The following is a 13,156-nucleotide window of genomic DNA, read 5'->3' as shown; positions in this document are numbered from 1 at the left end:
CGGTCGGCGTCAGCTGCCGACGGCGGCGTCGCTCAGCGCCACGCGCAGCCAGGCCCTGGCCTTGAGCCAGTCGCGCCGCACGGTGCGGTCGCTCAGGCCCAGCGCGGCGGCGGTCTCCTCGTCGCTGTAGCCGCCGAAGAAGCGGCACTCGACCACGTCGGCCCAGCGCGGGCTGAGCGCGCGCAGGCGTTCCAGCGCGTCGTCCACCTCCACGAGCTGCTGCGCGGCGGCTGGCGGCAGTTGCGGCAGGTCGGTGTCGTCGTCCAGCGGCAGGTGGGCGGCTTGCGCGCCGTGCCGCTCACTGGCGGCCGAGCGTGCCAGGTTGACCAGGATGTGGCGCATCGCCAGCGCGGCGGCGCGCATGAAGTGCTGGCGGTCGTTGAAGCCGTCGCTGCCTCGCAGCTTCAGGAAGGCTTCGTGCACCAGTGCCGTGGTCTGCAGCGTCTCGCCGGCCGAGACCCGCCAGCGGCTGCGGTGCGCCAGCCGCCGCAGCTCGGGGTAGAGCAGCGGCAGCAGCGTTTCGGCGGTGTGCTGGAGGCTGGCGTCGGGGGCGGCTGGCATGGGCCAGCCGAGTATCCCGGGCTCACCGGCGGTCGGGCAAGCGTCGGCGGGCCCAGGCGGCCAGCCCTGGCAGCCCGAGCATCCACAGCCAGAAGGACGAGGGCTCCGGCACGGGTGCCGTGGCGTAGTTGAAGCCGCTCACGCCCATCGTGTTGGCGCCCGGCGTGACGGCATCCAGGTAGACGTGGACGGTGCTGCCGTAGTTGGCGGTGCTGCTGGCGGGCTGGAAGGCGAAGGCGTTCACGCCCGACATGACGTCCAGCGTGGCGCGCATCTGGAATGAGGCACCGACGTTGAGCGTGAAGTTGCCGCCGTAGACGGTGGAACTGCCCTTGGGGTCGCCGGAACTGGAGTCCCAGTTGGCGATGACGCCGGCATCGCCGCAGCCGCTGGCGGGGCAGCCGAAGGGGCTGGTGTTGAAGTCGACGGAAACGAGGCCGCGCGCCAAGGGGAAGGCTCCTCCACCGCCCACTTCGGGTGAGAGGCTGCCGTTCACGACCACGGTGTAGTGATACGTGTTGCTGCTGGCGCCGAGGCTGTTCGTGACGGCGATGACGTCGGACATGTCCGCAATGGCACGGCTCTGCGTGTTGCGGAACAGCGCCGACGTGCCCGGGTTGTCGGTGCTTGCGACGGCGCGCAGCGTGCCCAGCGCCGCGATGCCCCAGGCCCGCGTGGTGACACCGTCGGCGAACGCGGCGTTGCTGTTGCCGCTGGCCGTCGATCCTGCGACGGCGACCGGCACGCTGCCGTTGTCGCCGCAGAAGCGCAGGTCGTTGCCGGAGTGGGCGCCCGAGAGGCAGCTGGCCACATCGCTGGCGGTATCACCCGCAAAGCTGCCAACCTGCAGGCTCGCCGTGGCCGCGCTGGCCAATGCCACACTGCAAAGCAGCCCGCAGGCCAGCGTGAGATAGGAGAAGACGGATTTCATGAGGAGGCCTCCTGGGTGATGGATGAACGACGCGTCCGGGCAGCGAGCCCGGCCAGCCCGAGCAGCCACAGCAGCGCGCTGGCGGGCTCGGGAACGGGCGCGGTGGCGTAGTTGAAGCCGCTGGCACCCACCGTGTTGGCGCCTGGCGTGACGCCGTCGATGTGCAGCGTGACGGTGCTGCCGAAGTCCGCCGTCTCGGTCACGGCCGTGCCGGCGGGGACGGCGGCGTAGGTCCACACGTCCAGGCCGAGGCCGATCTGGATCTTGGTCCCCGTCGGCGCGCTGAAGCTGCCGCCGTAGGTGAAGCTGCTCACGCCGATGTCCAGGCTGCGGTTGTCCACCACGTTGTTGCAGGCAAAGCAGATCGGTGAGGCGACGAAATTCACGTAGGCGCTGTTGCGCCCGGCGTCGGTGATGCCACCCACCGTCAGCCACGGCGAGAGGGTGCCATGCACGGTGACGGCGTAGTTGTAGACCGTCACCGGCGCGCCGCCGGCATTGCTGGCGGTGATGAAGTCGGCCATCGACGCGGCACCACGGCTCTGCGTGTTGCGGGCGTCGCTCACACCCGGGTTGCTGGTCTCGGCAAAGGCCTTGAGGCTGCCGAAGCCGGCCGTGGCCCAGGCCTGGCTGTTGATGCCGTTGCTCCACTGGGCATGGCCTTCGCCGTGCAGCGTGGTGCCGGCCATCGCCGACGTGGAGGTGATGGCGCCGGAGCAGCCGCGCAAGTCGCCGGAAGGATGGATGCCGCTGAGGCAGGTGGCCGTGTCGGCGACCGACTCGCCGGCATTCGCGTAGTTGACCTGCAGCGACTGCGCGCCCGCGGAGAGGCTGCTGGCCAGCGCGAGGCCGGCCAGCAGGTTTGGCAGGGAGTTGGCATTGTTCATGAGGCGCTCTTGGTGGGTTTGCGGTGGCGAAGGCCCAAGGCCAGCAGGCCGACCAGCAGCAGCGCCGCGGAACTGGGTTCGGGCACGGCGGCGGCGATGGCTCCGGACAGCTGCATCCCGTTGAGGTTGGCTTCGGGAAAGCCGGTCGTGAGCGTGTTTTCCACCCGGGACATGACCACCGTGACCTGCCCGTAGCGGGTCGCCTTGATCGTCCAGTCGGCGTAGTTGGCGCCTTCGACGAAGCTGGTCTGGCCTGCGGGCCGCACGACTTCGCTGAGCAGGCCGTCGCCCGACGTGAAACGCGTGCCCCGGCCCGGGGTGTCGGCCACCGAGTACAGGATGAGGTGGTAGTTGGCGTTGGGCGCCAGGCCGCTGAAGGTCAGGACACCCGGGCCGATGCTGGCGCCGCCGACTTCACTGTCGGCAAAGAGGTAGGAGGTCAGCAGGGCGTCGTAGGGGCTGCCGGTGAAGGGGCTGGAGAAGTGCGCGCCGGAACCGGTGGTGTGATAGCTCAGCGTGACGCCCGTCGCCGCGCCGGCGGCGTCATGCAGGGCCACGTCGCTGGTGCCCTGCGAGCCGGCACCCGAGGTTGGCGTCGCGAGCAGGTTCCATTGGTCGCCGGTGTTGCCGAGCACGGCGCCGCCGCTGTACTGGGCCGTTGGCGTCAGGAAATTGCCCTGCGTTCCGAACTGGACGTCGATCAGGCCGTCGGCGCTCGCGTCGACGGCGAGCGCCAGCGACAGCCAGGCAAGGATGGTGGCGACGCGGCGGCTCACAGCGCACCCCGCTGCATGCGCCGGCCGCTGCGCAGCCAGACGACCAGCACGCCGGCAATCAGCAGCGCGGCGCTGGCGGGCTCGGGCACGGCCTGGGTGAAGCTGAGGCTGCTCAGCTGGTAACTGTTGCCGTCGGCCGACCCGGCGCGGTCGACGATGAAGGCGATGCCGTCGACCTGCGCAAAGTTGAAGAGGCCTGCAGGCTGGTTGGCGTCGGCGCCCTTGAACAGGATGTTGCCGCTGACGGCGCCGCCGCCGGCGGCCGGGTTCAGCGTGATCTCGCCGTCCTGGTAATAGAGCGGCCCGGAGCCGGCCAGCGGATGGCTGGTGTAGAAGCTGACGATCAGGTTGACGGGCTTGGCCAGCGACGTGAAGCCGACGCGCAGCGCGTTGTAGCCGCTGAGGTCGAGGTTCAGGAAGGGGCCGTTGCTCTGCAGGCTGCTGCCCGGCGCGCCGTAGGCGCCGTAGCCGAGCCCGACCTCGCCGATGGTGCCGGGCGTGGCGGCCACGGTGAGTGCACCGTTGCCGAGGGTGGCCGTGTTGCCCGCACCGGCGGCGGTGGTGGGGAAGTAGGGGTAGTAGTAGGCCGCGCGGTTCTGGCCTGACACGCCGGCGTAGGTGCCGGGCTGCGAGACCACGAAGTTCTGCGACGGCGCCATCATGCTGACCGCCGGGGTGGGCGACGCGAAGTCGTCCAGCAGCAGGTCGCTGGCGTACGCGGTGGGCGCCGCGCACAGCGCCGGCAGCAACGCCGCCAGCGCGAGCACGCGTTGGATGAAGCGGAACATGGAGAACCTCCTGACGATGATGTCGACGATGGGAGGCCGGGGCGATGCCTCGGCTCCCAGCGAAGAACACGCTGGGGGCGCCAATCCGGACAGCCGGGAAGGGCTCGAACTAGGGGGCGGGTTTTCCTGAGAGCGCCGCCAGCAGCGCGCGCGCCTCCTTGATGGCGGGCGCCTCGGGCGCGTCCCATTTCTGGCTGTTGGCCAACGCTTCTTGCGCGAGGCGTTGCGCCTGCGCGCGCTCACCGGTGGCCGCCAACGCCTGGGCTCGTGCGAGGTCGATGGCCACGCCCATGCGCACGTCGCGGAAGCCGTGCACGTCGCGCCAGGCCTGCTGGGCCGCGGCGCTCTCGGTGAGTGCCGCGACGGCCTGGCCGCGCGCGAGCATGAGGCGGGCCAGGTCGGAACGAGCCAGCGCGACGTGGGACAGGTGCCGGTGGGCATCCCGGGCGATGACCTCACGCAGCAGCGACTCGGCCTCGTCGAGGTGGCCCTGCGACAGCAGGAAGCGGCCGAGCAGTCCGGTGGCCCACAGCCTCGTCTGCCGGTCGGCACTCTCGTGGTCGACATAGCCTCGCCAAGCTGCGCGCAGGAACTGTTCGGCCTCGGCAATGTCGCCGTGCTGCCACAGGGCTTCGCCCAGGCGCAGGCGCGACCTGTACCTCGCGTTGGCGGTGTTGGGTTGCGCGTCCATCGCGGCGACGATGGCGCGGGCCAGCGGCACGGACTCCGACGAATGCCCCTCGTTCACCATGCAGTCGAGCCGCGTGCCGAGGGCCTTCCAGGCATCGCTGGTCGGCGGCCGGGGCAGCAGCGGGAACACGTGGTCGAGCATGCGCCAGGCGGCGTCGCGGTCGCCGCCCAGGTGGAGCAGCCGGGCGTAGTTGCTGGCCGGCACCCAGTAGTCGCCATGCGCCTCGCCGTAGGTGCGCTCGGCCAACGCGAGCCCCTGCCGGGCGATCGCCTGGGCTTCGTCGAAGCGGCCGAGGTTGAGCAGCGCCTCCGCCAGGTTGCCGTACAGCGTCTGGGCCTCGCCGTCATCGCGGTCGTGGGCCGTGGCGTAGGCGGCGAGTGCCTCGCGGTACAGGGCGACGGCGAGTTCGTCGTCGCCGCCGCCGTCGTAGGCCAGCAGGCCAGCTTCGATCAAGGTGGTGACGTAGCCCGGCGCTCGCGGGTCCAGGCGCTCGTAGAGGCGGCGCGCCTCGCGCAATGCCGCGCCTCGGCCAGGGAAGTCGTCGCGCGGCAGCGACTGGGCGCGCGACAGCCACCAGCGGGCCTGCAACAGGCTGTCACGCAGCCCGCCGCGTTGCAGCGCCTGGTCGGCCGGCTGCAGGTGCTGCAGCGCGAGCCGGCTGTCGTTGGCATCGGCGGCATCGCCGTTGCGGTTGAGCCAGACCTCCGCGACGGCCTGCCAGTTGCCCAGCCGCTCGGCCAGTTGCAGACGGTGGGCCTGCAGGGCCTCATAACGTGCGGTCTCGCCCAGCTCGCGGTACAGCGAGGCCAGCTCGCCCAGCAGCTCCAGCTGCAGCCCGGGCTGGGTGGCGAACTCGCTGTCGATGCGGGCGGCGCCGAGATCCAGCAGCTCGCGTGCCGTGATCTGGCCGCGCGGGCGGTCCGACGCCGTGCGTGGATCGCTGGCCCTGAACACCTGCAGCAGATAGCTCTTGACCGCATTGGCCCGCGCGGCCGCCAGCTCGGCCTCATGCGCCTGCCAGACGGCCAGGCCAGCGCCGCCCAGCAGAGCCAGCAGGGCCACGCCGCCGGCGGCGACCCAGGCCCGGTGGCGTCGTAGCGTGCGCGCGGCCAGGTAGCGCCAGTTGCCCTGACGCGCCAGGACCGGCCGCAGGCGCAGGTGGCGCAGCACGTCGTCGCGCAGCGCCTCCACGCTGGCGTAGCGGGCTTCGGGTTCCAGTCGCGTGGCCTTGGCAACGATGGCGTCCAGGTCGCCCTGCAGCCGGGCCGCGGGCACCGGGGGCTGCGCGAGTGCTTCGGCCACCCGGCTCGGCGACATTGGCTCTGCCTGGCCGGCGCGCTGCGCGGCCATGGGCCAGGCCGAACGGCTGGGCTCGAAGGCGGGCCGGCCGGTCAGCATCTCGTGCAGCAGCAGGCCCAGCGCGTAGACGTCCACCGCCGTGGTGATCACACCGCCAGCGAGTTGCTCGGGGGCCGCGTAGGCGGGTGTGAGCAGGGTCTCGCGGGTCAGGTCCTGGGGCAGGGCGTCCAGCGCGCGGGCGAGGCCGAAGTCCAGCAGCTTGGGGTGGCCGTCGGCCGTGACGAGCACGTTGGCCGGCTTCAGATCGCGGTGCACGACGAGGGCGCGGTGCGCATAGGCCACGGCCTCGCAGACGCCGATGAACAGGTCCAGCCGCTGCGCCAGCGTCGCATGGCTCTGCGCGCACCAGCGCTGTACCGGCAGGCCTTCCACCAGTTCCATGATCATGTAGGGCCGGCCTTCGTCGGTCACGCCGCCGTCCAGCAGCCGCGCGATGCCGGGATGCTCCAGCCGCGCCAGGAGCTGGCGCTCGGCCTCGAAGCGCGCCGGCGCCAGCGCCAGGTCTGCGCGCATCAGCTTGACGGCGGCGAACTGCTCGAAGCTGCCATCCTCGCGCCGTGCCCGGTAGACCTCACCCATGCCGCCGCGGCCGATGAGCTCCTGCAGCCGCCACGGGCCCAGGCGCTGACCACTCAGCAGCGTGGCGTCGGCCGGGCCGGCGATGAGCTCCAGCGCCGGGTGGTCGAGCAGTTCGTCGGCGCCGTCGAGCTGCGACACCAGCGCCTCGACGTGGCGCCGCCAGACTGGATGCCCGGCCACGAACCGCTCCACGGCAGCGGCGCGCTGCCCGGGTGGCAGCGCCAGCAGTTCGTCCAGCAGCTGATCCAGCACTGGGAAGCTGTTTTCGTCGGCTGGCGAAGGAGAAGGCATCGCGCATCCTGACCTGCTGGCCGCGAGCGGCCGGGTGCGCGGGACTCTAGCCGCTGGCGTGGCAACGCCGCTGAGCGCAGGCTGACCGTATGTGGAGGGCGTGAGGACGTCGCGGAGGCGTTGGCCCGTGTGCCGGTTTCAAGGCCAGCTGGGGAGGTCGTGGACGACCGGCGCGAGCCAGCGGCCGTCGGGCGCGACGCTGCGCTCGACAACCCGGGTGGCCCCGCCAGCCTCGCGGACCAGCACCGTGGAGCAACGCGTGCCGTAGGCGGCCAGCTCGGGGCGTTCGGGGGCGGGCATGCGGATGAAGCGCGGCGACAGCAGCCGCTCGCGGTCCAGGCCGACGCCGGTGTCCGGCAGCTCGGCATCCGGCGCGGGCGTGGGGTCGGCCAGCGCGGCCAGCAGGCGCTGCACGAGGTCGTCGGCATCGGCCGCGCAGGCCAGCGCGTCGGCCATCGCGGTGCGCAGGCCCAGCGTCTTGGGCCAGGGCGTGTCCAGCGCGGCGTTGGACAGCGCATGGATGCCGGCCCCGAGGGCGACCGGCGCCCGCGGCTCGGGGGCACGGTTGCTGAGCCAGTGCCATGCGTCGCGGGCCAGATCGGCCGTGATCAGGTTGAAGCCGTTGTGGCTGCCCGCCAGGCGTTGCGCGAAGGCGGGCGCGGTCTCCCGGCTCGCCAGCCAGTCCAGCACCATGGCGCCACGCGACGGCGCCGCCGGGTTGTTGCGGCCGGGCTCGCGCACGTTGGTCAGCAGCGCGAGACGCCCGCCGCGCGTGAGGCCGAACCAGGTGCCGCCGGCACCGAGGTCGCGCCCGGCAAGCACTTCGGGGCGCTCGGCCCACCAGGCCATGGGCGCGGCGGCTCGGGCGAAGAACTCGTCGCGGTTGGCGGCGATGACCAGCGGGAAGCGTGGATGCGCGTGCAGCGCGAAGGCGGCCAGGCACATGGCGGTCTTACCCTCTCAGGTCAGCGCAGCGAGGCCTCGAACGCCGGGTCGGTCAGCGGCGCGAACCTGAAGCCTTCGGCCAGCAGCCGCTGGATGAGGACGTCGAGCTGGGCGAGCGTGTTGTGGTGGATCTCGTGCATCAGCACGATGCCGCCCTTGCGCGCCTTCACGGCGGTGACGACGTGGTCCACGAAATGCTCGCGATTGGCCTTGTCGACACCGCAGATCTTGGCCTCGTGCGCGTCGATGCTGCCGGTCTTGTCGAAGGCCCAGTCGCAGCTGTCCACATGCCAGCCGACGACGCGATAGCCCAGTCGCTGCAGCTCGGTGTTGGACTCGCAGCTGGAGTTGCCGTAGGGGTAGCGGAACAGCTTGGGCGCCTCCAGGGCGCTCAGCGCCGTGTCGCTGCGCTCGACCTCGCTGGTCTGCCTGTCCGGCGCGATGTCGTGGAAGTTGGGGTGGGACCAGGAATGGTTGCCCACCAGCGCCAGCGGGTGCGCCTTGACGAGGGCGGCCAGCTCCGGGTGGCGCTGCGCCTTGGCGGCGATGAGGAAGAAGCTGGCCGGGATCTGGTGCTTGTCCAGCAGCGCGAGGATGGCCTCCGTCGCGCCGGGCTCGGGGCCGTCGTCGAAGCTCAGCGACACGAGGCCCGCGGGTGGCGGCGTGGTGATGTCCGATTCGAAGCGGCAGCTCTGCTTGAGCTCCTGCGGCGGGCGGTTGATGACCTCGGCCAGCCCGCGCACACGGGCGGCGCGGATCTCGATGGCGTGGTTGTGGTGCGGGTGGTCCGCGGCGGCGGCGCTGGCCGCGCTCGCAGGTGGGGCCGGTGGCGTCTGCGCCGCCGCAGCGGAAACAGCCAGCGCGATCGCGGCGGTGGGGAGGTAGGACAGGAGGTTCACCCCGGCATTGTTGCCGCCGGGCGGTGGTCGCGGTTTGCGCGAAGTTGTCCCGGCGTGCTCAGCATTCCACGATGTTGACCGCCAGGCCGCCGCGGGCGGTTTCCTTGTACTTGGTCATCATGTCGGCGCCGGTGTCGCGCATGGTCTTGATGACCTTGTCGAGGCTGACGAAGTGTGTGCCATCGCCGCGCAGCGCCATGCGAGCCGCGTTGATCGCCTTCACCGACGCGATGGCGTTGCGCTCGATGCAGGGGATCTGCACGAGGCCACCCACCGGATCGCAGGTCAGGCCCAGATGGTGCTCCATGCCGATCTCGGCCGCGTTCTCGACCTGTTCGGGTGTGCCGCCCATGACGGCACAGAGCGCGCCCGCGGCCATCGAGCAGGCGACGCCCACCTCGCCCTGGCAGCCCACCTCGGCACCGCTGATGGAGGCGTTTTCCTTGTAGAGGATGCCGATGGCGGCGGCGGTGAGCAGGAAGTCGATGACGCCGTCCTCCGTCGCGCCGTGCACGAACCGGGCGTAGTAGTGCAGCACCGCCGGCACGATGCCCGCCGCGCCGTTGGTGGGCGCCGTGACGACGCGCCCGCCGGCGGCATTCTCCTCGTTGACGGCCAGCGCGTAGAGGTTGATCCAGTCCATGACCTGCAGCGGATCGCGCAGTGCCTGTTCGGGATTGGCGGTCAGGTCACGGTGCAGTTTGGCCGCGCGGCGCTTGACCTTGAAGCCGCCGGGCAGGATGCCTTCAGTCTTGCAGCCGCGCTGCACGCAGGCTTGCATCACGCCCCAGATCTTCAGCAGGCCGGCACGCGTCTCGGCGTCGGGCCGCCAGTGGCCCTCGTTGCGGCGCATGATCTCGGCGATGCTCAGGCCGTACTGCTTCGTCAGCGCCAGCAGCTCGTCGCCGGTCTTGAACGGGTAGGGCAGCACGGTCACGTCGGGTGCGATGACCTTTTGCTTGCTGCCATCGGCCGCGACTTCATCACTCACGATGAAGCCGCCGCCGACCGAGTAGTAGATGCGGCTGGCGATCTCGGCGCCGTCTGTGTCGAAGGCCACGCAGCGCATGCCGTTGGCGTGGAAGGGCAGCGACTCGCGGCGCTTGAAGACCAGGTCCTTGGCTTCGTCGAAGGGGATGCGCTTCTGGCCGACGAGGTTCAGTTCGCCGCTGCGGACGGCGTCCAGCAGCGCCGGGATGGCCTCGACGTCGACCGTGTCCGGCTCATGCCCGGCCAGGCCCAGCAGCACGGCCTTGTCGCTGCCGTGGCCCTTGCCGGTGGCGCCGAGAGACCCGTAGAGGATGACCTGGACACGGGTCGTCTTCTCGAGCAGCCCGTCGTGCTGCAGCCGCAGGCCGAACAGCCGCGCGGCGCGCATCGGCCCGACCGTGTGTGAGCTGCTCGGGCCGATGCCGATCTTGAAGAGGTCAAAAACAGAAACCGCCATGAGGACCTCGATTCAGTAGAAGAGGTCGGGGCGGCTTTTGGCCGCCCCGACTCAGCAGCCAACCACGCACCGCCGATGTCGCGGCGACGCGTGGTTGTTCTCGCGAAGAGGGGTCAGGCCTCTTCGTATTCAGACAGCGGCACGCAGCTGCAGAACAGGTTGCGGTCGCCGTAGACGTTGTCCACGCGGCCGACCGGCGACCAGTACTTCTGGCGGCGCAGCGACGGCAGCGGGAAGGCGGCGGCCTCGCGGCTGTAGGCGTGTGCCCAGTCGGTGGCGCTGACGACCATGCTGGTGTGCGGCGCGTTGACCAGCGGGTTGTCCTCGCGGCTGAGCTTGCCGGCCTCGACGTCGGCGATCTCGTGGCGGATCTGGATCATCGCGTCGATGAAGCGGTCCAGTTCGGCGCGCGATTCGCTCTCGGTCGGCTCGACCATCAGCGTGCCGGCGACGGGGAAGCTCAGCGTCGGTGCGTGGAAGCCGTAGTCGATGAGGCGCTTGGCGACGTCCTCGGCGCTGATGCCGGAGCTGTCCTTCAGCGGGCGCAGGTCCAGGATGCACTCGTGCGCCACGCCGCCGCCCTTCACACCGGCGATGCCGCCGGAGAAGTGGATGTCGTAGTGATCGCTCAGCCGGGCGGCGACGTAGTTGGCCGACAGGATGGCCGTTTCGGTGGCCTTCTTGAGGCCCTCGGCGCCCATCATGCGGATGTACATCCACGAGATCGGCAGCACGGCGGCGTTGCCCAGCGGGGCGGCGGACACGGCGCCGATGTTGCTGGCCTTGCCGAGACCGGCCGTGCGGTGCGCCGGCAGGAAGGGCACGAGGTCGTCAACCACGCAGACCGGGCCGACGCCCGGGCCGCCACCGCCGTGCGGGATGCAGAAGGTCTTGTGCAGGTTCAGGTGGCTCACGTCGCCGCCGAACTCGCCGGGGGCGGCGATGCCGACCAGCGCGTTCATGTTGGCGCCGTCCACGTAGACACGGCCGCCGTGGGCCTTCACCATGGCGCAAATCTCCTTCACGTGCGTGTCGAACACGCCGTACGTGGAGGGGTAGGTGATCATGATGGCGGCCAGCTTGTCGGCGTGCTGCTCGCACTTGGCCTTCAGGTCGACGAGGTCGATGTTGCCTTCCTTGTCGCACTTGGTGACCACGACAGTCATGCCGCACATCTGCGCCGAAGCCGGGTTGGTGCCGTGGGCGCTTTCAGGAATCAGGCAGACCGTGCGCTGCTTGTCGCCGCGCGACTCGTGCCAGGCCTTGATGGCCAGCAGGCCGGCGTACTCGCCCTGCGAGCCGGCGTTGGGCTGCAGGCTGATGCCGGCATAGCCGGTGCACTCGGTCAGCCAGTTCTGCAGCAGCTGGTCCAGCTCGGTGTAGCCGGCCAGCTGGTCCTGCGGCGCGAACGGGTGGACGCCGGCGAATTCGGGCCAGGTGATGGGGATCATCTCGGCCGTGGCGTTGAGCTTCATCGTGCACGAGCCCAGCGGGATCATGCTGCGGTCCAGCGCCAGGTCCTTGTCGGACAGGCTGCGGATGTAGCGCAGCATCTCGGTTTCGCTGTGGTGCGTGTTGAAGACCGGGTGCGTCAGGAAGGCGCTGGTGCGGCGCAGCTGCGACGGGATCAGGCTGTCGACGCCGGCGGCGAATTCGGCCACCGTCGGCACGGTGGCGCCGGCCGGGGCGAACCAGCGCCAGATCGCCTCGATTTCAGCGCGCGACGTCGTCTCGTCCAGCGCGATGCCGACGTGCTTGTCGCTCAGCTTGCGCAGGTTGGCCTGCTCAGCCACGGCTTTGGCCATGACGGCGGCGGCATCGCACTCGACCAGCAGCGTGTCGAACACGTGCGGCGTGACGACCTTGGCGCCCAGGCGCGTCAGCCCGGCGTGCAGGATGGCCGTGTACGTGGCCACGCGCTCGGCGATGCGCTTGAGGCCTTGCGGGCCGTGGTAGACGGCGTACATGCTGGCCACGACGGCCGGCAGCACCTGGGCCGTGCAGATGTTGGAGGTGGCCTTCTCGCGGCGGATGTGCTGCTCGCGGGTCTGCAGCGCCAGACGCATGGCCGGGTGGCCTTGCGCGTCCTTGCTCACGCCGACGAGGCGGCCGGGCATGGAGCGCTTGAACTCGTCCTTGCAGGCCATGAACGCCGCGTGCGGGCCGCCGGCACCCATGGGCATGCCGAAGCGCTGGCTGTTGCCGACGACGATGTCGGCGCCGAACTCGCCGGGCGAGACCAGCAGCGTCAGCGCGAGCAGGTCGGTGCAGACGATGAAGGCCGCGCTCTTGGCGTGCGCCTGGTCGGCGAAGGCCTTCAGGTCGTGGATGAGGCCGGTGGTGCTGGGGTACTGGCAGACGACGGCGAAGTAGTCGTTCTCGGCCATCAGCGTGGGCGCCATGCCGACCTTGACCTCGATACCGAGAGGCGCGCAGCGCGTCTTGATGACCTCGATGGTCTGCGGGTGCACGTCGCCGGCGACGATGAGCGTGTTGCTCTTGCTCTTCACCGAGCGTTTGGCCAGCGTGACGGCCTCGGCGGCCGACGTGGCTTCGTCCAGCATCGAGCCGTTGGCGATGTCCATGCCGGTGAGGTCGGTCACCAGCGTCTGGAAGTTCAGGATGGCTTCCATGCGGCCCTGCGAGATCTCGGCCTGGTAGGGCGTGTAGGCCGTGTACCAAGCGGGGTTCTCGAGGATGTTGCGCAGGATGACGCCCGGCGTGTGCACGCCGTAGTAGCCTTGGCCGATGAAACTCTTGTAGACCTTGTTCTTGCCTGCGATCGCCTTCAGCTCTGCCAGCGCGCCGGCCTCCGTGATGGGCGCGGGCAGCTTCATGCCCTGGCTGCGGCGGATGGCCGAGGGCACGACCGCGTCGATCAGCGCGCCGCGGCTGGCCACGCCGATCGCGGCACACATCAGGGATTCATCGACGGCATCCGGCCCGATGTGGCGGGCGTGGAATTCGGAGGCGTCTTCGAGGATGGAGAGCGGCGTCGGCAT

Annotated in this window: 10 protein-coding genes; all 10 read right to left on the bottom strand. The window is 70.5% G+C overall.

Annotated features, from left to right (window positions below; genetic code table 11):
• Nucleotides 1-9: 9 nt before the first annotated feature.
• Entirely contained in the window at nt 10-561 is a 552-nt protein-coding gene (locus tag ACG04R_RS14060; RefSeq protein ID WP_394411402.1) for an ECF-type sigma factor, read from the bottom strand.
• A gap of 22 nt (nt 562-583) precedes the next feature.
• Complete coding sequence (locus ACG04R_RS14055) at nt 584-1,492, bottom strand: PEP-CTERM sorting domain-containing protein (protein ID WP_394411400.1); 909 nt, start codon at nt 1,490-1,492, stop codon at nt 584-586.
• On the bottom strand, nt 1,489-2,379 hold the full coding sequence (locus tag ACG04R_RS14050; protein WP_394411398.1) for a PEP-CTERM sorting domain-containing protein: 891 nt from the start codon (nt 2,377-2,379) through the stop codon (nt 1,489-1,491). Before ACG04R_RS14050 ends, ACG04R_RS14055 begins: the two co-directional genes overlap by 4 nt.
• On the bottom strand, nt 2,376-3,155 hold the full coding sequence (locus ACG04R_RS14045) for a PEP-CTERM sorting domain-containing protein (RefSeq protein ID WP_394411395.1): 780 nt from the start codon (nt 3,153-3,155) through the stop codon (nt 2,376-2,378). Before ACG04R_RS14045 ends, ACG04R_RS14050 begins: the two co-directional genes overlap by 4 nt.
• Nucleotides 3,152-3,943 (bottom strand): hypothetical protein, encoded by a 792-nt coding sequence (locus ACG04R_RS14040; protein ID WP_394411392.1) that lies wholly within the window; start codon nt 3,941-3,943, stop codon nt 3,152-3,154. The genes ACG04R_RS14045 and ACG04R_RS14040 overlap by 4 nt, the downstream gene beginning before the upstream one ends.
• 109 nt (nt 3,944-4,052) lie before the next feature.
• Nucleotides 4,053-6,863, bottom strand: a complete 2,811-nt coding sequence (locus tag ACG04R_RS14035) for a serine/threonine-protein kinase (protein ID WP_394411388.1) — start codon at nt 6,861-6,863, stop codon at nt 4,053-4,055.
• A gap of 138 nt (nt 6,864-7,001) precedes the next feature.
• A complete protein-coding gene (locus ACG04R_RS14030) occupies nt 7,002-7,808 on the bottom strand; it encodes an NRDE family protein (RefSeq protein ID WP_394411385.1) in 807 nt (268 codons plus the stop codon).
• Nucleotides 7,809-7,828: 20 nt separating this feature from the next.
• Entirely contained in the window at nt 7,829-8,707 is an 879-nt protein-coding gene (locus ACG04R_RS14025) for a polysaccharide deacetylase family protein (protein ID WP_394411382.1), read from the bottom strand.
• 58 nt (nt 8,708-8,765) lie between these two features.
• A complete protein-coding gene (locus ACG04R_RS14020) occupies nt 8,766-10,154 on the bottom strand; it encodes an L-serine ammonia-lyase (RefSeq protein ID WP_394411379.1) in 1,389 nt (462 codons plus the stop codon).
• 113 nt (nt 10,155-10,267) lie between these two features.
• Entirely contained in the window at nt 10,268-13,156 is a 2,889-nt protein-coding gene (gene gcvP / locus ACG04R_RS14015) for an aminomethyl-transferring glycine dehydrogenase (protein WP_394411376.1), read from the bottom strand.

Source organism: Pelomonas candidula, assembly GCF_043555985.1.
GTDB classification, from domain to species: Bacteria; Pseudomonadota; Gammaproteobacteria; order Burkholderiales; family Burkholderiaceae_C; genus Pelomonas; species Pelomonas candidula.
Note: the sequence above shows the minus strand (reverse complement) of the source record. Positions and strands in the feature narration are given on the sequence as shown.